General features: G+C 41.5%; 23 protein-coding genes. 11 read left to right on the forward strand and 12 right to left on the reverse strand.

Going from position 1 to position 23,042, the window contains the following annotated elements; all coding sequences use genetic code 11:
* Positions 1–13 precede the first annotated feature (13 nt).
* Together murU and AAEY97_RS14690 are read right to left on the reverse strand one after the other, a co-directional pair.
* A complete protein-coding gene (murU, locus tag AAEY97_RS14685) occupies positions 14–712 on the reverse strand; it encodes an N-acetylmuramate alpha-1-phosphate uridylyltransferase MurU (RefSeq protein ID WP_350999667.1) in 699 nt (232 codons plus the stop codon).
* On the reverse strand, positions 709–1,737 hold the full coding sequence (locus AAEY97_RS14690) for an aminoglycoside phosphotransferase family protein (RefSeq protein ID WP_350999670.1): 1,029 nt from the start codon (positions 1,735–1,737) through the stop codon (positions 709–711). The genes murU and AAEY97_RS14690 overlap by 4 nt, the downstream gene beginning before the upstream one ends.
* A gap of 143 nt (positions 1,738–1,880) precedes the next feature.
* On the opposite strand from AAEY97_RS14690, the gene lptD reads away from it, so the two are divergent.
* The 7 genes from lptD (at position 1,881) to AAEY97_RS14725 (ending at position 10,865) form a co-directional block, all read left to right on the forward strand.
* Positions 1,881–4,181 carry an LPS assembly protein LptD gene (gene lptD / locus AAEY97_RS14695; protein WP_101088758.1) on the forward strand — a complete coding sequence of 767 codons (2,301 nt, stop codon included), beginning with the start codon at positions 1,881–1,883 and terminating at the stop codon, positions 4,179–4,181.
* A 144-nt stretch (positions 4,182–4,325) separates the two neighbouring features.
* A complete protein-coding gene (surA, locus tag AAEY97_RS14700; protein ID WP_350999674.1) occupies positions 4,326–5,630 on the forward strand; it encodes a peptidylprolyl isomerase SurA in 1,305 nt (434 codons plus the stop codon).
* A gap of 9 nt (positions 5,631–5,639) precedes the next feature.
* Positions 5,640–6,623: a 4-hydroxythreonine-4-phosphate dehydrogenase PdxA gene (pdxA, locus tag AAEY97_RS14705; protein ID WP_162023751.1), complete on the forward strand. Its 984-nt coding sequence runs from the start codon at positions 5,640–5,642 to the stop codon at positions 6,621–6,623.
* A 9-nt stretch (positions 6,624–6,632) separates the two neighbouring features.
* Positions 6,633–7,439 (forward strand): 16S rRNA (adenine(1518)-N(6)/adenine(1519)-N(6))-dimethyltransferase RsmA, encoded by an 807-nt coding sequence (rsmA, locus tag AAEY97_RS14710; protein ID WP_182744170.1) that lies wholly within the window; start codon positions 6,633–6,635, stop codon positions 7,437–7,439.
* A gap of 48 nt (positions 7,440–7,487) precedes the next feature.
* Entirely contained in the window at positions 7,488–7,868 is a 381-nt protein-coding gene (gene apaG, locus AAEY97_RS14715) for a Co2+/Mg2+ efflux facilitator ApaG/CorD (protein WP_101088754.1), read from the forward strand.
* A 3-nt stretch (positions 7,869–7,871) separates the two neighbouring features.
* A complete protein-coding gene (locus AAEY97_RS14720; protein WP_192114347.1) occupies positions 7,872–8,690 on the forward strand; it encodes a symmetrical bis(5'-nucleosyl)-tetraphosphatase in 819 nt (272 codons plus the stop codon).
* Between the two features lie 153 nt (positions 8,691–8,843).
* Complete coding sequence (locus AAEY97_RS14725; RefSeq protein WP_350979174.1) at positions 8,844–10,865, forward strand: HAMP domain-containing methyl-accepting chemotaxis protein; 2,022 nt, start codon at positions 8,844–8,846, stop codon at positions 10,863–10,865.
* A 481-nt stretch (positions 10,866–11,346) separates the two neighbouring features.
* On the opposite strand, the gene AAEY97_RS14730 is transcribed toward AAEY97_RS14725, so the two are convergent.
* The 7 genes from AAEY97_RS14730 to rplU form a co-directional block, all read right to left on the reverse strand.
* Positions 11,347–11,733 (reverse strand): DUF3718 domain-containing protein, encoded by a 387-nt coding sequence (locus AAEY97_RS14730; RefSeq protein WP_101088751.1) that lies wholly within the window; start codon positions 11,731–11,733, stop codon positions 11,347–11,349.
* Between the two features lie 97 nt (positions 11,734–11,830).
* On the reverse strand, positions 11,831–12,313 hold the full coding sequence (gene folA / locus AAEY97_RS14735; protein ID WP_101088750.1) for a type 3 dihydrofolate reductase: 483 nt from the start codon (positions 12,311–12,313) through the stop codon (positions 11,831–11,833).
* Positions 12,314–12,332: 19 nt separating this feature from the next.
* On the reverse strand, positions 12,333–12,803 hold the full coding sequence (locus AAEY97_RS14740; RefSeq protein WP_101088749.1) for a threonine/serine exporter family protein: 471 nt from the start codon (positions 12,801–12,803) through the stop codon (positions 12,333–12,335).
* Positions 12,803–13,561 (reverse strand): threonine/serine exporter family protein, encoded by a 759-nt coding sequence (locus AAEY97_RS14745; protein ID WP_350979175.1) that lies wholly within the window; start codon positions 13,559–13,561, stop codon positions 12,803–12,805. The genes AAEY97_RS14740 and AAEY97_RS14745 overlap by 1 nt, the downstream gene beginning before the upstream one ends.
* A 20-nt stretch (positions 13,562–13,581) precedes the next feature.
* Positions 13,582–14,748: an Obg family GTPase CgtA gene (gene cgtA / locus AAEY97_RS14750; RefSeq protein ID WP_011638530.1), complete on the reverse strand. Its 1,167-nt coding sequence runs from the start codon at positions 14,746–14,748 to the stop codon at positions 13,582–13,584.
* A gap of 200 nt (positions 14,749–14,948) precedes the next feature.
* Positions 14,949–15,203, reverse strand: a complete 255-nt coding sequence (gene rpmA / locus AAEY97_RS14755) for a 50S ribosomal protein L27 (RefSeq protein ID WP_011638531.1) — start codon at positions 15,201–15,203, stop codon at positions 14,949–14,951.
* Between the two features lie 16 nt (positions 15,204–15,219).
* Positions 15,220–15,531, reverse strand: a complete 312-nt coding sequence (gene rplU / locus AAEY97_RS14760) for a 50S ribosomal protein L21 (protein WP_101088747.1) — start codon at positions 15,529–15,531, stop codon at positions 15,220–15,222.
* 403 nt (positions 15,532–15,934) lie between these two features.
* On the opposite strand from rplU, the gene ispB reads away from it, so the two are divergent.
* Positions 15,935–16,906, forward strand: a complete 972-nt coding sequence (gene ispB, locus AAEY97_RS14765; RefSeq protein ID WP_182744166.1) for an octaprenyl diphosphate synthase — start codon at positions 15,935–15,937, stop codon at positions 16,904–16,906.
* Between the two features lie 145 nt (positions 16,907–17,051).
* Here ispB and ung read toward each other — a convergent pair whose 3' ends face one another.
* On the reverse strand, positions 17,052–17,714 hold the full coding sequence (gene ung / locus AAEY97_RS14770) for a uracil-DNA glycosylase (protein WP_350999678.1): 663 nt from the start codon (positions 17,712–17,714) through the stop codon (positions 17,052–17,054).
* A gap of 89 nt (positions 17,715–17,803) precedes the next feature.
* Between ung and AAEY97_RS14775 the strand changes: the two genes are divergently transcribed.
* Both AAEY97_RS14775 and AAEY97_RS14780 read left to right on the forward strand, forming a co-directional pair.
* A complete protein-coding gene (locus AAEY97_RS14775) occupies positions 17,804–18,355 on the forward strand; it encodes a prepilin-type N-terminal cleavage/methylation domain-containing protein (protein ID WP_392342428.1) in 552 nt (183 codons plus the stop codon).
* A 71-nt stretch (positions 18,356–18,426) separates the two neighbouring features.
* Positions 18,427–18,753 (forward strand): DUF3144 domain-containing protein, encoded by a 327-nt coding sequence (locus AAEY97_RS14780; RefSeq protein WP_101088743.1) that lies wholly within the window; start codon positions 18,427–18,429, stop codon positions 18,751–18,753.
* A gap of 195 nt (positions 18,754–18,948) precedes the next feature.
* Here the strand turns inward: AAEY97_RS14780 and AAEY97_RS14785 are convergent, their stop codons facing one another.
* Positions 18,949–19,566 (reverse strand): LysE family translocator, encoded by a 618-nt coding sequence (locus tag AAEY97_RS14785; RefSeq protein WP_101088742.1) that lies wholly within the window; start codon positions 19,564–19,566, stop codon positions 18,949–18,951.
* A 134-nt stretch (positions 19,567–19,700) separates the two neighbouring features.
* Between AAEY97_RS14785 and AAEY97_RS14790 the strand changes: the two genes are divergently transcribed.
* On the forward strand, positions 19,701–20,234 hold the full coding sequence (locus AAEY97_RS14790; RefSeq protein ID WP_101088741.1) for a thioredoxin family protein: 534 nt from the start codon (positions 19,701–19,703) through the stop codon (positions 20,232–20,234).
* Positions 20,235–20,359: 125 nt separating this feature from the next.
* On the opposite strand, the gene AAEY97_RS14795 is transcribed toward AAEY97_RS14790, so the two are convergent.
* Positions 20,360–22,966, reverse strand: a complete 2,607-nt coding sequence (locus tag AAEY97_RS14795; protein WP_162023757.1) for a TonB-dependent receptor plug domain-containing protein — start codon at positions 22,964–22,966, stop codon at positions 20,360–20,362.
* Positions 22,967–23,042 lie beyond the last annotated feature (76 nt).

Genomic DNA, 23,042 nt, shown 5'->3' on the forward strand with positions numbered 1-23,042 from the left:
TCAAAGGCGTAGCTTAAAACGGTAACTGAGTCTCTATATCAACTAACCGGCGCTGTAATTTATCCAGGCGCTCAAGTGTGCCGACATCGCACCAATAAGCATCAAAATGCTCACCTTGTATTTGTTGCTGGCCAATGGCTTGTTTAAGCAAAGGCCCCAAAGCCTGTTTACCTTCAGGCAACTGGCTAAATAATTGAGGATGATAAATCCCCAGTCCAGCAAACGTTAACCTTTGTTCATCGCTCAAGGTTAATTGACCTTGGGCATCAATAGCAAAATCGCCCTGTGGATGATGTTCTGGATTATCCACTAACCACAAAAAAGCTTGTGCTTCACCTTGGCAAACGCGTTGATAAGCCAAGCTGATGTCGGGCAAGTGATCGATAAAAATATCACCATTGATCACCAAAAAAGGTTCGTCCCCCAAACAAGGTAATGCTTGCTTGATACCCCCAGCGGTTTCTAACGCCGTGGTTTCTTCGCTGTAGTTAATGTGCAAACCCCATCGACTCCCATCGCCTAGCATTTCAGGTAACTTATGTCCTAACCAAGCTTGATTGATCACAACCTCAGTCACGCCAATTAACGCGAGCTTTTCTAAGTGATATTCAATTAAAGGTTTACCTGCAACGCTCACTAATGGTTTAGGTAAGGAGTCTGTTAACGGGCGCAAACGCTCCCCGCGTCCTGCTGCCAGTATCATCGCTTTCATGCTTCGCTTACCGCCTCATTAGTATTTTTGTGGTTTACTAACGGTAAAATCACCCTGTGAACCCACAGACTAAAATCGGTAATTTGTGGGTATTTCATCCCAATATCTGCGACATATTGCAAGGTTAATGGAATATCAGCCAGATAACCGCGCTTACCGTCACGATGATATAACCGCGCAAAAATACCCGCAGCTTTGATATGACGTTGTAATCCCATTAAATCAAACCACTGGGTATAAGTAGCGTAATCAACATTTTCATCCATTAATTGGTGATCTATAGCGAGCTGATAATGATATCTCATCAAGTGATTAACGATATCATCTGGCCAACGCACGTAACAATCGCGCAGCAATGATACCGCATCATAAGTCACTGGCCCATGCACTGCATCTTGAAAGTCAATCACCGCTAACGCTTGATCATTTATCAGTAAATTACGGCTATGGTAATCACGATGCATGCCCACTTTTGGCTGCGCCAGTGCATTGTCGGTTAAGGCTGCAAACGTAGCCGCAATCATTTGTTGCTCATTATCCGTCAATGCGTAATCTAAATGCTCTTTTAGTAACCAATCGACAAAAATAGCTAATTCTCTTGCCACAAAAACGTCATCGTAATCAGCTAACGGTCCATCTTCGGTTTCCGTTACCGTGGCAATGACCGGCAATAAGTTTAATGCCTGCTTATAATAGTCGCTCACATTGTCTTTATTCAGCACCGACAAAAGTTGTAATTCGCCTACATCAGTTTGTAAGACAAAACCATAGTCTTCGCAGGTTGCAAGCACTTCGGGTACCAGTAAGCCTGCATGTTTATAAGCCTTGGCCATTGCCACAAATGGCGCGATGGGCACTAAGTCGATCGGTGAATCTGAAACAATGTAATCAATACCTTGATGATGAAGACGAGAATAGCGTCGAAAACTGGCGTCGCCGCAGATCAAGTTAATGGCAACTTTATCGCCGAAATATTGGTATAACCAGTTACTTAACGCGACAAATCTTGGGTCAGATAAAATCATCTCAATGGCTCTTAACGAAAAATTGCTTTATTATAGCCAGCATAACATTTGGAAACAGCTAAAGAATGGAATGTTTCATCTAGCTGAGTATCTTTTTCTCTCCAAAACTTTCCGGAATCAGAATTCATAAATTATTGACAACAATGCAGATCCGTTATTTTCTGGCACTAAGCCTACTCCCAAATATCGTGTTGGCCGATGAGCCTACAACGACAGAAGCGCCTTCATTGCAATGCGTTGTTGCTCCGCCTGTGTCTCGTTCATTCGAAGACCGTGCAGCATTAACCGGCATATCAGACGATCAAATTGTTATCATTAGCGATCACTCTGCCGTTGCTTACAATAACCAAGCTGAGTTTTCGGGTGATGTGAGTTTCAGCCAGGGACTTCGCCATATCGCTGCTGACAATGCGGTATTAGATCAAAAACAACAACGCTTAAATGCAGAAGGTAACCTTATCTTTAAAGATGAGTTATTTACCGTCACAGCAGATACCTTAGAAGCGCAAATGAGCACTAATAATGCCACCTTAAAAGGAGCTCAGTATTGGCTACATGGACAACAAGTACATGGCGATGCAGAAAAACTACAGATAACTTCAGACAATAATCTATTGCTAACAAAAACCAACTTCACTACCTGCCCTCCTGGTGATGAATCATGGTTACTTGAAGCTGATATGATCAAAATTGACAGCAAAGAAGAATGGGGTGAAATTTGGAATGCCAAGCTGCGTATTGCCAACATCCCAGTATTATATATCCCGTATATGACAGTGCCTGTATCAGATAAGCGTAAAACCGGCTTTTTATTCCCAAGTTTTAGTACCAGCACCACTAACGGTGTAGAAGTTAGCACCCCGTATTATTGGAATATCGCCCCAGAGTTTGACTTAACTTTCACCCCGGACTTCATGTCTTCGCGTGGGTTGTATACCAAAACGGAATTTCGCTATCTCGCTGGCGAACAGCAAAATGGCCAGTTCAATGTCGAATATTTAGGTAGCGACAGTAAGCTAACCTCTAATGCTGACCGTTATTTGTATCACTGGAGCCATCAAGGCGCAGTCAACAAAAACTGGCGAGTAAGATCAGACTATACCGATGTGTCTGATAACAATTATTTCAACGATTTAAATTCCGACGTTAATCAGTCAACCGACAACCAGTTATCACGGATCGGTGAAGCCAGTTATTTTGAACGCAACTGGGACTTCAACATGCGCGTGCAAGACATTAAAGTGCTCGGTGAAGATGAAAAACCGTATCAAGTGATGCCACAGCTAAACTTTAATTATCGTTCTGCAGACATTTTTAACTCTATCGACTTTAAATTTAATTCAGAACTGACCAATTTCCGTCATCAAGATAATGAATATAATACCGCTACCCGCTTACATTTAGTGCCTAGCTTAATTTGGCCAATACAAGGACCAGCAGGTTCATTTACCAGTGAAGTTAAATTACTGCAAACTCAGTATTGGCAGCAAAACATCGACGAAGACTCAACATTAGACGACAGTATAAGCCGTACGATTCCTCAAGCGCGTTTACACGGTCAGGTGAATTTTGAGCGAGCAACCCAATTGTTTGATGAACAATACCGTCAAACCCTTGAACCTCAGATTCAATATCTTTATGTCGGCTATGAAGACCAATCTAATATTGGTATTTATGACACAGCACAATTGCAAGAAGATTATTATGGTCTGTTCCGCGATCGCCAATACTCAGGCTTAGATCGTGTTGCTGATGCCAACCAATTTACCTTAGGTTTTACCACTCGTTTGTTTGATCAAACTAACCGCGAAAAACTCAAGTTTAGCGTGGGGCAAATCATGTATTTGGAAAACTCTAAAGTCAGTATTGACGATGCTTTCGAAGAAACAACCCAGTCAACATCGGTATTAGCGGCTGAATTAGATGCCCAATTATACAACGATTGGTTTGTGAGTGGTTCAGTACAACACGACACTGAAACGGGTGAAAACAAAAAGAATGAAATCACTTTGGATTATCGCCCAAGTAGCGACCGACTATTGCAGTTAAGCTACCGTTATGTACCCGACTTATTAAATACCAACACCAATGATCAAGTTGATATTTCCCAAGCAGGCGTGCGCACATCGTGGCCTATTAGTGACAACTTATATTTTGTCGGTAACTACTATTACGACCTCAATGAATCTCGTAATATTGAAACTTACACTGGCGTACAATACGAGTCATGTTGCTGGGCATTGCGCTTAAGTTATCATTATCGTATCAAAACCAACTACGATGATGATTTATCAGAAAGCGTTGACGGACGCGAAGAGTTTGAAAGCGGTGTTTACCTAAACTTTGTCATTAAAGGCTTAGGCGGATCAGGTCCGTTAGGGGTAGACGACATGTTAAATGAAGGCTTATTTAACTACCGTAAACCACTTTACTTGAGGAATTAGCATTCTTTTGTGATAGATTGCTGAACCTAGCAACAAACTCATAGTCCAATAACAACAAACATGCTGTTGAGTATGAAGTAGTAACCTTATTTTGGTGATGTATTGCCAGTTTATATTGAATCGAATGTGCCAAGGATTTTGTGGATGAAACACAGTAAAAAAATAATTTTTGCATTACTAGCATTAGCTATGAGTAACACCAGTGTTGCTGCGCCAATGCCATTAGATCGCGTATCAGTACAAATTAATGATGGCATCATTCTTGAGAGTGAAATCACCAACATGGTTTTAACTGTTAAAGCCAATGCTAAAGCAGCTAAACAAACATTACCGTCTGATGATGCCTTACGTACCCAGGTTATCGAACGTCTCATTTTAACTCATTTGCAAATGCAAATGGCTGAACGTATCGGCTTGCAGATTGGTGATTTACAATTAGACCAAACGATTGAAAACATCGCTAAAGAACAAAAAGTAACCGTTGCGCAAATGCAACAAACTATTGAAAGCGAAGGCACAAGCTTTAGCCAATATCGCGAACAGTTACGTCAAGAAGTCACTCTAGGTGAAATTCAGCGTATTCAAGTGCAACGCCGTATTCAGGTTTCACCACAAGAAATTAGTGGCTTAGTGAAATTGATTCAAGAGCAAGGCTTAAAAGATGTTGAGTTTCAAATTGGTCACATTCTGATTGAAATACCAAGCAACCCAACGAGCGAACAACTTGAAAGTGCTAGCCGCCGTGCAGAAATCGTGCTTAAACGTTTAAACAATGGCGACGATTTCCGTAGTACCGCTATTGCGTCTTCATCAGGTCCTAAAGCGTTAGAAGGCGGGATTTGGGACTTTATGAACATTAACGAAATGCCAACCTTGTTTGCTGAAGTTATCAGTAACGCCAAAAAAGGTGACATAATCGGTCCGATTAAATCGGGTTCAGGCTTCCATATTATTAAAGTAGTCGACACTCGTGGTTTACAAACCCAAGAAGTTGAAGAAGTAAAATCACGCCATATCCTGTTAAAGCCATCGCCGATATTATCGGAAGATCGCGCAAAAGCGATGTTAGCTAACTTTTTGACTCAAGTTCGTGCAGGTGACGCAGATTTTGCTAAATTAGCCACTCAGTACTCTGAAGATCCAGGTTCTGCAGCTAAAGGTGGTGAGTTAGGTTGGGCAGACCCAAGCATGTATGTGCCAGAGTTTACGCAAACATTAGCCAGTCTTCAGGAAGGCCAATACAGTGAGCCTTTCCGAACAACTCATGGCTGGCATGTAGTGCAACTTGAATCGCGCCGTAAAACTGATGCAACCGAACAATTTAACAGTAACCGTGCTCATCAATTAATCTTCCGTCGTAAGTTTAATGAAGAGCTACAAAACTGGTTAGACGAAATGCGTTCAGAAGCGTATATCGAAATCGTTGAGCCAGAAAGCAAACGAGGCTAAGCAAAATTAATGACTAAACGTATTGCCATCACTCCAGGCGAACCAGCAAGTATTGGTCCCGACTTAGTCATCAAACTCGCTCAACAGGCCTGGCCTGTTGAGTTAGTTGTTTGTGCCGACCAAAATTTGCTCATGACACGAGCAAAAATGCTTGGACTGCCTTTACAACTCAGGCCTTATCAACCATCGCAACCACCGAAGCCGCAAACAGCAGGCACATTAACCATTGCTCCTTTTGCAGTAGCAGAAGAAGTTGAGTGTGGTGTACTGAATGAAGCTAACAGCGCTTATGTAGTAGAAACTTTGCGCTACGCCGGTGAAAAAAATATGTCGAATGAATTCGACGCGGTCGTTACCGGTCCTGTGCACAAAGGCATTATTAACCAAGCAGGTATTCCATTTAGCGGTCATACCGAATTTTTTGCACTACAAGCTAATTGTGCAGATGTCGTCATGATGCTTGCAGCCCCAGGGTTACAAGTGGCACTAATGACCACACATATTCCATTAGCTTACGTTGCAAAAGCCATTACCCGCGACAGACTACATCACATTATTAGCATTTTGCATCGTGAATTGGTCAGTAAATTTGGTTTAGGCTCACCCAAAATATATGTGTGTGGACTCAATCCACACGCAGGAGAAGACGGCCATTTAGGCCGTGAAGAAATCGATACCATCATACCTGCGCTCAACGAGTTACGAGAACAAGGCATGGATATTGTTGGCCCGTTGCCAGCCGATACCTTATTCCAGCCTAAGTATCTCGAACAAGCTGACGTGGTATTAGCTATGTATCATGACCAAGGATTACCTGTGCTTAAATCATTAGGTTTTGGCAAGTCGGTCAATATCACCTTAGGTTTACCTTATATTCGCACCTCAGTCGATCACGGCACCGCGCTAGAATTGGCCGGCAGTGGTAAAGCGGATTGCGGCAGTTTTACCTGTGCATTAAACAAAGCCATCGAATTGGCCTCAAAAAGTAAGTAACCCATTTTAATGAGTAATAAAGTACATTTAGGCCACACGGCCAGAAAGCGTTTTGGACAAAACTTCTTAACCGACCAAGGCGTGATTAGCAGCATCGTAGGCGCTATTGCACCTGATAATGATCATGTAATGGTTGAAATTGGACCTGGTTTAGGTGCATTAACTGAACCTGTTGCAGATATGATTGATAACTTAACCGTTGTTGAATTAGATCGTGACTTGGTGAAACGCTTACAATATCACCCAATACTTAAAGACAAACTGACCATTCACCAAGGTGATGCATTACAGTTTGATTTTGGTCAGTTGCAACAGCCTGGCAAGAAAATGAAAGTGTTTGGTAACCTTCCTTACAATATTTCAACGCCACTGATGTTCCATTTGTTTGAGTTTGCTGAACAAATAGAAACGATGCATTTTATGTTGCAAAAAGAAGTGGTTTTGCGCTTATCAGCAAGTCCTGGCACCAAAGCTTATGGCCGTTTAACGGTGATGGCACAATATTATTGCCAAGTGGTACCCGTTTTAGAAGTGCCACCAACAAGCTTTACTCCTGCTCCGAAAGTCGATTCTGCAGTGATAAGATTATTGCCTTTTGAAGTCAAACCTTGGCCGTGTAAAAATGTCGATGTATTAAGACACTTAGTCACGACAGCATTTAATATGCGCCGTAAGACTTTGCGTAATAATTTAAAAACCTTAATCTCAGACGAAGATTTTGCAACACTGCAAATTGACGCAAGTCTGCGGCCAGAACAAATTAGTGTCCCACAATATGTGGCAATGGCTAATATGCTGTGTGATAAAAAAGATTAATTATAAGGGCATGCATATTGAGCATGCCCTTTTGCTTTAGGACATAACATGACCCAAGTTGAATCGCCTATTAAGATTAAAGTCGACACCCAATATTTAGAACAACAATCCGATGCTGCCGATAATAAATACCTTTTTAGCTATACCATTACCATCATCAACTTAGGTGATAATAAGGTGACTCTTAAAGACCGTCATTGGATCATCACCGATGCTGACGGCGAACAGAATGAAGTAAAAGGCCCTGGCGTTGTTGGTGAAACCCCCACTATTGCACCCAATACTGCTTACCAGTATACCAGTGGCACTGTGATGGAAACGCCGGTGGGCTTTATGCAAGGATCTTATGGTATGGAAAATCATAAAGGCGAGCGCTTTTTAGCGACCATTCCACCTTTTCGTCTTGCTGTTCCTGGGATATTTCAATAACCCATGGCACACTATTTTGTCGGCGATGTTCAGGGATGTAACTCCGAGTTACAACTATTGCTACAGAAGGTGGCCTTTAACCCATCCAAAGATCAACTTTGGGCGGTTGGCGATCTTGTGGCCAGAGGTACTGAATCGTTAGCAACCCTTCGCTTCTTCCAATCATTACAAGATTCAGCAAAAGTGGTACTGGGCAATCATGACTTACATCTTTTGGCTCTGCACGGGAAGCTAAAACGAGCCAACCCACAAGATCATCTTGATGAATTACTCAACGCTCCTGATATTGATAATTTAGTCAATTGGCTCCGCCAACAGCCTTTAGTCAGAACCTTACCTGAACATAATATCATCATGACCCATGCGGGAGTGCCTCCACAGTGGGATATAGCAACCCTTGAACATGAAGCAGAGCAAGTCAGCTTTGCATTACAGCAAAATGATTATCTAAGTGCATTAATTGCCAAAATGTACACAGAAGATTCTGAGCACTGGTCTCCATCTTTGCACGGTATTGACAGACTACGTTATTGTATCAATGCATTAACACGTATGCGTTTTTTACACCTTGATGGCCGTCTTGATTTTAAATGTAAATCACCACCCAGCGAACAGCATACTGCCGAGTTACGTCCATGGTTTGAATTTGAATCAAAAACAGTACCGCAAAACACCATCATATTTGGGCACTGGGCGGCCTTAATGGGCCAAACAAGTAATCCGCACGTTCTCGCATTAGATACTGGCTGCTGCTGGGGAGAGCATTTAACACTATGGCATCTTGAAAAGAATGAAAAAATTACCCAAAAAAAGTTAATTTAACGTTAAACTAAAGTACCATTTAGCCGATAGCTAAATGTAGAATTTATTACGCTTGCCTGAGAAACAATCGCCCTTTAATAAATTCCTATCGTGGTATGCGATAGCACATACAAGATAAAAATCAGGATCAAATAATAATAGCCGGAGTACTGTATGAAAATTAATGTAGCGACCAGGGTCATTGGCGGTTTTACCGTGGTGACACTGTTATTGATGGTCCTCGGTGGCGTGACCATGCTGAGCAACAACAGTATTAAAGACGGGACGACTATTCTTAAGACGATCAGCCTACCGGCACTTGAATCGACGAGTATTTTAAGTGAAAACTTAAGCACCCAGCAAATTGAAGCGTTACTCGCTTATTACAGTGCGCATTCATCAAAGATTCCAGCGATAGAAAAGAAGCTCACTGATTTAGATAACGCATTTGAAAAAGATCTTGCTCGCTTAAATAATTTAGTAAGCAAACAGAATCAGCTTACTGCGCCATTAGCTGCGTTAACGAAAAGCTACACAGTGTATGAAACGAGTGCAAAAAAAATGATCGTAGAGCGTGAGAGTGCTCTTAGCTTGCAAGAGAAGTTACTCAAAATGCGCAGTAACCTGGAAAATGCAGCAGATGACTCTTCATCTATTTTATTAGACATCATCGATCTAGAAACCAGCGAAGATGAAACTGAACGCAGTTTGGCTGCGTCAGCCAGCTTAGTTGATGGTACATTCATCAATATCATTACCACAATTTATGATTTGGTGGCCTCAACTGAACAAAGTAAATATGACCTTATCATCAAAGAACTCGATTACATGGTCAGCGAAGCTTCATCAAAATTAGATCATATTGGTCGTCAGGGCAGTGGTATTGTCAGCAGTTCAGTTTTAGAAGATTTAACCGCTGAAAGTGCAAAAGTATTTAAGTTGCTAAAAGGCAGCGGTTCAATTATCGAGCTAAAACAACAACAATTAAATCACGAGTTTGCGGCCGCTAAACAGTTAATCGATACACAAAGCGAAGCAAAAGACGTCAACAAGAAAATGACTGTTTTGGCAAAAGCCATCGACACTTTCGCGAGTGATATCAGCACCACTGCCTTAGAAATCATTGATTCAGCAGCCATTAAAACGTTACTGGTAGTATTAACTGCCATTATCGTTGCCATTATTGTCAGTATTGCTGTTGTTAAACCATTGACCCGCTCGTTAGAGAAAGTCAATAAAGCGTTAAATGTGCTAGCTTCAGGTGATTTAACCCATAAATTAGATGACACTGGCCATGATGAATTCGCAGAATTAGCCAAAAACTGCAACCGGTTAGTCGACAGCCTACGAAGTCTTATTATTGGAATAGTTGATCGCTCAAATCAGTTAGCTGCTGCAGCAGAAGAAACCTCTGCAATTACCTCGCAAACCACTATCGGTATTCAAGAGCAAAAGAGCCAAGTGGACCAAGTTGCTGCTGCAACCACGGAACTGAGCTCGAGTGCACAACAGGTATCAATGAGCGCAGATCAAGCACTGAATGAGATTAAACAAGCTGACCAAGAAACACAGCATATGCGTACGCTTGCAGAAGAAAGCAAAAATACCATTATTGCCCTTGCTGAAGAAGTCGCTAAAGCCGGTATTGTTATTAATAAAGTCCATTCCGATAGTGCGTCAATCGGCTCTATTTTAGATGTGATCCGTGGGATTGCAGATCAAACTAACTTACTTGCGCTAAACGCGGCTATTGAAGCTGCAAGAGCTGGAGAACAAGGACGAGGCTTTGCTGTTGTGGCTGATGAGGTGCGTAACTTAGCATCACGTACCCAACACTCAACCAGTGAAATTCAGCAAATGATTGAAGTATTGCAACTTGGTACGCAAGAAGCCGTTGCAGTGATGGAATTGGGTCGTACTCAAGCACAGAGCTGTGTTGAAAAGAATGAACAATCAAATCTTGCCTTAGAGACCATTAGTAAGTCAGTTCACAGAGCCTTTGATTCTGGTAACCATATTGCCCAAGCAGCCCAAGAGCAAAATATCGTTAGCCAACAAGTTTCAGAAAAGCTCGAACATATTGCCTCTATTTCAGAAGAAACCTCAATAGGTGCGGATCAAACGGCACAATCAAGTCAGCAAGTTGCGATGCTTGCTGAAGAACTACAAGCGTCGGTACGCGAGTTCAAGGTTTAATCTATACAATATAAGTTAGTATTCACAAAAGGCCCTTAGTGGGCCTTTTTTATTGCCTGTAATATTTGATTACGAGTAACTGACACTCTGATGGTAAATGAAATAAATCGATTTATAACAAGCAAAATATTATGCCTAAACTAGTCGCTGAACAGCCACAGAGCACGCTTTCAACTATCAACTCACGCGTGTGTTAACCTTGATTGTAATTGGTAACGCAAGCCAGAAACCAATGGCTTGTCTGGCATTAATAAAACATGGATTTTAGACTCAAATTGATGTGCAGATAGGTCGCCGTAAGTAGCAAGTTATCAGTAAACAGGCTGAAAATTGAAAGCAAACAACAAATAAATATAAGGCGAATGTAATCCGTCATTGCTAATCAACCTAATGGGTAAATTATCGACATAAAAAATGCCGATAATTACTTATCGGCATTTCTAATTACATTGACTGACTCAACGATGACACATCGCCAGAATTAGCCACCAACTCGGTCTTTAATCGCGGCAGTAATCGGGCTACCGTCATGACCATTAGCAGCTGCCCAATCTAGAATAGTTTTGCCATCAGCCTCAGGAATAGCTAAATCACTTGAAGGTAGACGCTTTGCGATAAACTCACCGACATCATTAGCATTTGAATTGTAGGCAGTACGCAATAAACTGCTGCCATCACAAGAAATGCCTGAATAAACATTACGTAATTTAACACGACTTTCTTTCATCTTCTTACGTAAACGGCTTTTGTCGTCTGATTTCACATAATCACAAATATTTGCAACTAATTGATCTGTATCGGCGATAGCAGGGGCTGACACAAAAGATGCTGCAATCAGGGCTGCAATAGCTACAGGCAATAGACGCATCTGACACTCCTTTATATTTTATAGTTATATAACTATGTATAGAGATCATGCTTTAGATCACTTTTACATATTAATTTCAGGGGTAAACCCGACTAATTTAACACTTTTTAACTAAAGTGTTAAAGCTATATTGCAATCCTTTGTCGTTTGTTGCAGTTACTGAGTTCTGTAAATCCCAAGAACCATCATCCCAGGCAGGAAATACCGTGTCACCCTCTACATCGACATCAATTAACGTTAGATATAATACGTCAGCTTGAGGCAATAGTTGTTGATAAAGTTGACCACCACCAATCACCACCATTTCTTCACAATCACCCGCGGCAGTGATAGCTTCATCGAAACTTTTTACACAGGTAACACCTTCAATACTCAGCTGACTATTACGGCTAATCACTATATTGTGGCGCCCGGGCAATGGTCGACCAATTGACTCATAGGTTTTGCGCCCCATAACAACAGGTTTTGACAAGGTCATCGCTTTAAAGTGGCGTAAATCTTCAGGTAAATGCCAAGGCATTTTATTGTCTTTACCTATAACTCTATTGTTGGCCATTGCGGCAATCATTGCGATACGCATTGAAGCAAAATCCTTATGGTTAAATAATTGGTCTGTTACGGTAGTAAAGCAAACTTGGTAACGCTAACCCTACCGCCAGCGCACCTAAGATAAATACTGTTTTTAAACCGTTGACGATGACCTGAGCTGTGAGTTCGGGACTAACCTGACTCTGTGCTGTGAGTTGAATTAATGCAATGACAGTATTGAATGCATACGTTCCTGGTACCATTGGAATAATGGCAGCAACAGCGTACATCAATGGTGGAGCAAGGTGACGTTTGGCAAACTGAATAGTAATCAAGCCAACAATAGCTGCGGCGATGAATGTCGCCCATTCAATTGGCATTGAAAAATGTAATAAGAAAGTTCTTGAGCTGTGGCCAATAGCACCTGCGATGGCACAATAAATTAAATAGCGTTTAGGGACATTAAACACCATCGCAAAACCGACCGCAGGTATCGCCGAAAAAAAGGCATCATGCAGCAATAAACTTAGAAAGGATAACATTAAAATATCCCTCCCATTTGCATCGCAATGGTAATACCAATAACCGATGCTAAAGTTAATAGGGTTGCATGACCCCAGCGGGAAATACCCACATTCATGTGACCTTTGACCATATCCGAAATTGCATTAATCAACGGAAACCCTGGTACTAGCATCAACACGCTGGCCGCCATTGCTGCTTGAGGTGTTTCGGAGATAGATCCAAGATAGCCGATTTGAGCTATAGCCGTGATCACAAATGCAGTCAGTGAGAAGTTAACCAATAAATTGAAATGTCGAGATGCCAGAAAAAGGCGTACTATCATTCCAACCGCTGAGGCAAAAAATGTGATCAAGCATGCCATCATGTCGCCATCAAATAAGTGACAGAAACTTGCGCACGACAAACCTATCATAGGAACTACGGCAATTGCGGGGTATGTTTTAGGAGAAATATGAGCGAGGCGTCTACGAACGTCATTGGCACCATAAATACCTTTTTCGGCTAGTATGCAAATTCGTTGAAGCTCACAAATCACCATCATATTAATGCCATGAGCACGAATACGACGGGTTGTGGTAATGCATCTACCGTGTACCAAGCTAGTTAATACTAATGCATTGGATGATATTGATAATTCAATGCTAGCAATACCGAGTGCTTTACCAAGGCGCTGACTAATCTCTTCAACGAGATCAGACTCAGCACCATATGCCAGTAGTAGCTGCGCACAGCGTACTACAAGGCGGGTAATTTCATTTTGGCTATCTTCGTACACGACGTCCTCAAATGAGCTCTTTAACGTTGATAGATGACTTCTACATCATAGTCATCATCATCAAAATCTTCGTCAAAGTCATCATCATAATTTTCATTAGCGTTTTCATCTTCAGCGCTATGGTAATTATCCCATTTAAACTCAACGTCAGCATCAGCGGTAATTTCTTCCACAATAGCCGGTAAACTTCTAATGTAGTCAAGCATCTTAATGCTTAGCTCTTCAGTACCAGTTCGATTGTAAGCTGACATAGTATAAACATCACCCTGCCAATCTAACTCTTTGACAATACGATCGATTTTAGCTTGTATCTCTTCATCTAGCAGTAAATCAGTTTTATTAAACACTAACCAACGCGGTTTTGCCGCTAGTTTTGGAGAGTATTTTTCAAGTTCACCGACAATTGCACGAGCAGAATAAACTGGGTCTACGCCATCAATAGGTTCGATGTCGATAATGTGTAACAACATACGGCAACGTTCAAGATGCTTTAAGAAACGAATACCTAAGCCGGCACCTTCAGCAGCACCTTCAATTAGACCTGGGATATCGGCAATAACAAAGCTTTGACCTGGACGCGGATTAACCACACCAAGGTTTGGCACTAAAGTCGTAAACGGATAATCCGCAACTTTAGGCGTCGCACGTGATACAGAGCGGATAAAGGTTGATTTACCTGCGTTTGGCATCCCTAGTAAACCCACATCAGCAAGTAACAATAACTCAAGTTTAATTGAGCGTACTTCACCAGGGGTACCTAATGTCTTTTGGCGCGGAGCACGGTTAGTACTACTTTTAAAACGGGTGTTACCTAAACCGTGGAAACCACCTTTAGCAACAAGCAGCTTTTGTCCATTTACAGTAAGATCGCCAAGTGACTCTTCTGTTTCTTGATCGATAGCACGAGTACCTACTGGTACTTGCAGAACCAAATCACTACCACCATGCCCGGTACAATCACGGCCACGACCATTGGTGCCACGTTCAGCCATATGAAAACGAGTAAAACGATAATCAATCAGCGTGTTCAAGTTTTCGTTAGCTTGCAGATATACACTGCCGCCATCGCCACCGTCACCACCATCTGGACCACCATCTGGAACATATTTTTCGCGTCTAAAACTCACGCAACCGCTTCCGCCGTCACCTGCTTCTACGCGAATATTCGCTTCATCAACAAACTTCATACTGACTCCTGACGCCACTTAATCTGTAATTATAATCCCAAATCACTGGAATTTGCAGGAAAGCGCTGAAGATAGCATTCATCACGATATCGCCTACTGCATATAAACAAAATCATTAAACTATCAATAACAGTTTAATGATATAAAAAACACAAAAGCCCCACCATAGGCAGGGCTTTCGAGATCTAGCTTAGAAAGAATTAAGCTTCGATGCTAATAAACTTACGGTTATTAGGACCTTTAACTTGAAACTTTACTTTACCGTCTGTTAATGCAAACAAAGTATGGTCACGACCAATACCTACGTTTACACCAGCGTGGAACTTAGTACCACGTTGACGAACGATAATGTTACCAGCTAGAACTGATTCACCACCAAAACGCTTAACACCAAGACGTTTACTTTCCGAATCGCGGCCGTTACGAGTACTACCGCCAGCTTTTTTATGTGCCATGAGTTAGACTCCTAAATTATGCGCTAATCGCAGTGATTTTAACTTCGGTGAACCACTGACGGTGGCCCATCTTCTTATCGTGATGCTTACGACGACGGAACTTGATAATAGTTACCTTTTCGCCGCGACCGTGGCCAACTACTTCAGCTACGACTTTACCGCCAGCAACTAAAGGAGCTCCAACGTGTACTGTTTCACCATCAGCGATCAACAAAACTTGATCGAATTCTATGGTTTCACCAGTAGCAACTTCTAATTTTTCTAAACGAACTGTATGACCTTCAGCAACACGGTGTTGCTTTCCGCCACTTTGAAAAACAGCATACATGGCTATTTTACTCCAAATGACTAACACACTAACTCATATTATTGACGAGACTAGGTGCTAAAAAACTTTTAATGACAATGGGCGCGGATTCTACGCGAAGAATTATCATCAGGCAAGTCTTAATTCACTATCAAATAAAAAAGACCTCATCACTGCACACTATTCATTAATAGCTAATGTGCCTTCTTTAAAATTTAGTTAACATGACCATGTTAATTTATACCTAAGTTTTATAATTAAATTGGTCAGAATCCTACTAACTATCGTAAAATCAGGATTCTGTATGTTCAATTGTGGAAATACATACTTTGAAAAATAGCACTGATATCCTGTAAGATATGCGCTCTAATTCGATATGACTAATTAAGGGTGCAAGCCTGTCGCCCAACAACCAGAGACTATTATGGATTTAAACGCCATTCGTCAACTGGCTGACACTGATATGCAAGCAGTCAATCAGCTGATATACAAACAACTTGAATCTGATGTAGCCCTAATTAATCAATTAGGCTTTTACATTATCAATGGCGGTGGTAAGCGTTTACGTCCGTTATTATCAGTATTAGCCGCACGAACCGTTGACTACCAAGGTGAACATCACCTTAAACTCGCGGCGATCATCGAGTTTATCCATACTGCGTCTTTGTTACATGATGATGTTGTTGATGAGTCGACATTGCGTCGCGGCCGTGAAACCGCCAATGCCTTATTTGGTAATAGTGCTAGCGTACTAGTAGGTGACTTTTTATATACTCGTTCATTTCAAATGATGACCGAGCTCGATAACATGAAAGTACTGCAAGTCCTTGCTCATACCACTAACGTACTTGCCGAAGGTGAAGTTTTACAGTTGATGAACTGTAATGACCCTGATACCACCGAAGCAAACTACATGCGGGTGATCTACTGTAAAACCGCAAAATTGTTTGAAGCGGCAACTCAGTTAGCCGGTGTTTTAGCCAATGTGAGCGCTGAGCAAGAACAAGCATTAGCTGATTACGGTAAATACCTCGGCACAGCTTTTCAATTAACGGATGATTTACTGGATTACACTGCTAACGCTGACGAACTAGGTAAAAACATCGGTGATGACCTTGCTGAAGGCAAACCAACATTACCGCTAATCTATGCCATGGAAAACGGATCTGACACGGCTAAAAAACTCATTCGAGATGCAATTGAGCAAAGTGATGGCACCAAAGCAATTGATGAAATTTTGGTGGCGTTAGAGGAGTCTGGCGCATTAGTTTATACTCAGGATAAAGCTCAAGCAGAAGCACAGAAGGCCATAGATGCACTCAGTGTTTTTCCTGACAGTAACTACAAGCAAGCACTCATTTCGTTAGCTCATTTGTCAGTTAATCGCAGCAGTTAATCGCAGCAGTTAATAGTAATTAACAGTAGTGAGTAACAATTAGTTAGTAACATTTAGTTAGTAACTACCACAATCAATCATGAATTCATTGTTGATGATGATGCATAAAAAGGTGTGAATACTCAATTCACACCTTTTTTTATGATCAAACTTGCCAATTTATGGCTGGATTGCCTTGTTCAATTAATAATTGATTAATACTTGAAAAGTGACCGCAACCAAAAAAACCTCGGTAAGCAGATAATGGCGATGGATGTGGGCCGTTCAATACATGGTGATGCGCAGCCGTAATCAGACGGCCTTTCTTGATAGCATGATTTCCCCAACACACAAATATAATCGGCGAAGATTGTTGGTTTAATCGCTGCAATACATTATTAGTAAATGTCTCCCAGCCAGATTTAGCATGTGAATGAGCCAACCCCTGCTCTACCGTTAATACCGTATTCAATAATAAAACGCCTTGCTTAGCCCAAGAGGTTAAATTGCCATGTTCGGGAGTCACAAAGCCTTCAATATCATTGGTTAATTCTTTATAGATATTCGCTAGTGATGGTGGCGGTTTAATGCCATTTTTAACCGAAAAAGAAAGCCCATGAGCTTGATTGGGCCCATGGTAAGGGTCTTGCCCCAGTATCACGACTTTAACCTCTGACAGCGGTGTTAAATCAAAAGCCGCGAATACTTCATCATCAGGCGGATAAACGGTTTTATTATCGGCTCTTTGTGAGGCTATAAAGTGTTGAAAATGTTGATAATATGCCTGCGATTGTTGTTGCTCAAACAGCTCTTGCCAATGGGAAGTCATTCGATGTATTCCTTAAATGAAAACGACAAATTTGTGAACTGCTTAGTCTTTGGTTTACTATTAACAGATTAATCACCCTTATGAATAATATGATGCCATTACATAATAACAAAAGCACTGCTAATAACGGTTTTACCCTTATTGAACTTGTCGTTGTTATTATCATACTTGGGATCATCGCAATTATCGCTTTGCCTAAGTTCATCGATTTAGGCCAAGACGCTAAAATAGCCAGTGTAAAAGCAACTGGCGGGGCATTTTCTTCAGCAATAACCTTGGCTCATTTGAAATGGGCCGCGATGGGGTATTCAGGCCCAGCAGATAATTTAGCAATTTTCAGTCAAGCCGGAACCGATGGCGAACTGGATATGAACCAATGGGGCTATCCTGCGCAAAATTATCCACCTTATGAAGCCTCTCCAAGACTGAATAATGTTAATGACTGCCTTTCCGTCTGGCCGACTCTGTTGCAGGATGGTCCAAGCGTTTCTATCAGTACCGATAAAGGTTCATCTGATTACCAAGCCGAATATATCAATCCAGATCAATGCCGATATAACTACAACTTGCTATCACTTATGTCGATATATTATGACTCACGTAACGGCCAAGTCTTGGTAGATTCAGATCCCAATAGCTAATTTTTTACCTGATATTTTCCAATAAAGACGTTACACTCAATGGAAAATTAACTCACAAAAAAGTGGATCTGATGTCTGAAGCCAAAACAGAATTAACAATGTATCAAATAGCTGACCAATTTATTGCCCTAGCCAATCAACTAAGCCAACAAGAAAATGATATTGGTAAAGTGGGTACGGCAATGAGATTTGCTTCAGCACGCTTTAATGCGTTCGAAGCCTCAATTAAATCAGCTGATCTTGCCGCTGAAAAAGATCATGCATTAGCTTGGTTTTCTGATGAATTTAAAGCCATGTTAAAAGAAAACTTAGAAGATCATATTGCTAATCCTCCTGTAGCAGCACCGCAACAAGAGCAGAAAAGCGATGATAGCGTACAAATGTTCAAAGGTGCCTAGCATTCGCTAACAACGTCACTGATAATTAGCCGTTAATCAATAATCCCTACCGCACATCTGGTGGGGATTACTTTTTAAAATAAAGCACATTTAACACTCCCCGCTCACCGCATACTATTGTCGCTGTTCGCTTTAACAACTAGACCTATGCATAACCAACATAATTAATCACGGTTAACCGAGTAGATGCCAGTACTATAACAACGTGTAAATAACCCTAATAGAAAGCAAAATCAATACAATACCTGAGAGCCTATCAATCAGTTTTGCCTTTGCTCGTAACTTAGGTAATACAGCAGAATGTGATAACACAAATGCAATAACGGTATACCACAAGCCATCAATAATTAACGGGGTAAATACAATCAATGCTTGGCCAGTGGTCGTTTGTGCTGCCAAGACAAACTGACTAAATAAGGCTAGAAAAAATAATAATATTTTAGGGTTAAGCAGTGAAATAGCGAGTCCATCACGAGCTGCAATCCATAAACTAGTGGCTTCCCCAGCGGCTAATTTTTGCTGCATCCCGCCTTTGGAACCAAGCGCTTGAATACCCATCCAAGCTAAGTAAATTGCTCCGATTATCGCAATGGCATTAAACATTAATGGTGATGCTTTTAATATTGCAGCCAAACCCAATAGAGTCACCAGCGCATACACACCGATACCAATTGAATGCGCCCAAGCACATACTATGCCGTGTAATCTTCCACCACTGAGTGTATGCCTCACTACCATGGCTAAACTCGGGCCTGGAGACATGGCACCCAAACAGCATATCGCTAATAATCCCAGCCAAGCACTTAACGTCATAACACTCCTTTATTTGCAACTATCCAGTTATTAATATTTTGCAAAAATACATTTTAACAACCAGTTAAGTATGCGTTGTTAATGTATCGTCACTTATATGGATGAGTATAATAACGTATTTACAGAGGAAACCTATGACGACATTAATGCTGATATTACTCTTGGTTATTTTTATTGCCGTAGTAATATTGATTTGGGCTAAAATAAAAGGAAAATCGATTCCGACCTTAGTGATAGTCATGCTCATTTTGATGGGGATCTGTTTTGCGGGGATCATTGCATTTGTTAATAAAGGTGAAAACTATCAAGCATATCAAACATTGAATTGGCAACCACTTGAACCTGAAAAAATTGCCGCCTATGTTAAACAAGGTAATATTGTGTTTGTTGATATTACAGCCGACTGGTGTGTTCCCTGCCAAACAAATAAAGCCAACGTACTTCATCGCGAACAAGTCGTAAATAAATTAAACCAGCCACACATTATTCTCATGCAAGGTAATTGGACTCAAGCCGATACCGTCATTGAACAGTATATGGGGCAACAGGCAGTTGCTGGCACGCCGTTTAATAAAATCTATGCCCCGTCTTACCCAGAAGGCATTGAGTTGCCCAAAGCGCTGATTATCGACGATGTGTATCGAGCATTAGCTTTAGTCGTCAAGTAAGACACTTAATCTTCAAAACAGAATATGTAATCTTCAAGCAAAAAGCCTAGAAAACTTTCACAATAAAAAAGACTGCCGAAGCAGTCTTTTTAGTTATTGATTTAGTTATTGAATGTCGCTAACGCTTAGAAGCGATAATTAACACGGCCGTAGTAGAAACCACCGTTGTAATCAAATGGACCACTTTCGTAGTACACCGCACCTAATTCACCCAGAGTGCCATCTTTTAGCTTCTGCGCTTCTTGATCGAAGATATTGTTTGCGCCAACTGATACCGTTAAGTTATCAAGTACCGCATAGCTCACTTCAAGATCGATAGTCACAGCAGCATCTGCCACCTCAGAACCCCAATCAGAAGTATCATCAGCGTGTGTAGCGTAGTACTCACCAAACATATTACCACGAACTGACATGCTTAAATCATCCCAGCTTTGGCCCCAAGTAAGGGTTGCACGGTGTGCAGGAATACCATCTTCTAAACGACGAACTTTACCTGCATCAGTTGTTTCAGGGTCATATTTATCAACACTGGTATCAGTCCAACCGTAGGCTAAACTGAATTTCGCATCACCTGATAACATTTCTGTAGTATAAGACGCTACAACATCAACACCTTGAGTCGTTGTGTCAAAATCATTAGTGTAGAAGGTTACCGCAGAAATCAACTCAGGGAACTCAACACCAGCGGCACGTAATGCATCGTAGTCACTAGCTTCAACCGAAATTTGGCTAGATTGTGCAATACGACCAGTTACTTCAATGTTGTAGTAATCAACAGTTAAGAACAAGTTATCATATTGGTATACAAAACCTGCTGCATAGCTAACAGACTCTTCAGGATTAAGTACTTCACCACCATAGAAAGCCGCTAATGGGTTTGTTGGTGGAGCAATGAAGGTTTGAATCAAGTCACCGTTAACAATCGATGTTTGAGTGTTAACTACGTTTTCTTGACCAACGGTTGGCGCACGGAAACCGGTACTGTGCGATGCACGGAATGATAATTCATCGGTTGCAACATACTGCGCTGTTAACTTGTAGTTTAATGTGTCGCCAAAAGTAGAGAAATTTTCATAACGAAGTGCAAAGCCTAATAATAAGTCTTCGGTTAAATACGCTTCAATATCGGTATAAACACCAATGTTGCTTCGGTCATTTTTACCGGCTGATTCTGGACCAAAACCTTTAAAGCCGTGTGAGCCAATGTTGAAGCCTTGATCAGCATAAGGACCTGCAATCCATGAAGCTTCATCACCTTGACCAATCTCAAATGACTCTTCACGCCATTCAAAACCAGTAGCAAAGCTAATGTCTTCTAAGCTACCAATAGTAACGAATCGACTAAAATCAGCATTAAAAGTTGTTTCTACTTGCTCGTATGAACCAGTATCAAAGTCAGTTGGTGTATCTAAACCCATTGATGGGTTTAATGAGTTCTTTAAACCAAAGCTGGCTTTGTTACTACCCGTACCAGCGCTCACATCATACATCCACTCGCCAGACTCGCCTTTTACACCAGCGAAGAAAGACATATCTTCAATTTTACCGGTGAACTGAGGTGTATATCCGCCTGGACGAATTTGGTTCATAGAGAAACAGTTAGGATCGGCAACCATTGCTTGATAAGCGTCAGTACCCAACACGTTTCCGTCTTGATCTGGAATGCCATCACCATCGATATCTATTTTAGGAATAGGGACATTCATGTTGTTACATGTTGCTACCCCATCGGTAGCCAAACCAACATCCCCGACTAATAAACTTTCGCCGCCATCTACAGAATAAACGTTACCGCGGTTATGCGGGTTACGATAATAGAAACCACCAGTTGCTTCACGTGATGACACGTTACCGAACGCATACAAATGGGTATTGTCGTTAATATCAAAACCGGAGTTTACGAATACAGTAAAATCATCATTGATCTCAGGGTTACCCCAAGTTTGTGCTGGATTAAGAATTGAGGTATTACCCGCATCAGCGATAGCTGCTGCATCTGGACGCTGTACACTGCGGCTAGTCGCATCTGCCGTTTTATATTGTGCACTGATGTTAACAAAGCCATCATCAGTCAAAGGTAAACCAATGTTACCGTCAATTGTGGTTGCTGCGCCGTCACCTTCGTAGTATTCACCTTGGCTGACAGTGATAGAACCACCTTCAGAAGCATCTTTTAATACGAAGTTCATTACACCAGCAATCGCATCCGAACCATACTGAGCAGCCGCTCCGTCACGTAATACTTCAACTTGCTTTAATGCCACACCAGGAATAACAGATATATCTGGACCTTGTGCACCATCGTTAATGCCACCACCTTGGAAAGCAATAACTGACGCACGATGACGGCGTTTACCGTTAACCAAAATAAGCGTACTGTCAGACGGTAAACCACGTAAGTTAACCGGACGAACTAGCGTTGCTGCATCACTAATCGGTTGTGCACGAGAGTTAAAAGAAGGCACTGATGTCACTAACATGTCGATCATGTCGGTCGAACCGTTTTTCTTTAAATCATCACTGCTGATGATATCAATTGGAACTGGTGAGTCACCAATTGAACGAGGTGCCGCACGAGAACCCACGACTGCGATTTTTTCAACGTTTTCTTTCTTTGCAACTTCTTCATCGGCTGCGAATGCTTGAGTGCTAACTACAGATCCGGCAAGTGCAAATGAAATGGCTAAGCTCAAAGAGCTGATACCAAATTTAGATTTTTTTGATTGCATCATTATTATGTTCTCAACTGCTTATTATTGTTGTTTGTCGACGATGTTTCTCACAAAATGAATGAAAAACACGTCTATC

Source organism: Shewanella sp. TB7-MNA-CIBAN-0143 (assembly GCF_040310065.1).
Taxonomy (GTDB): Bacteria; Pseudomonadota; Gammaproteobacteria; order Enterobacterales; family Shewanellaceae; genus Shewanella.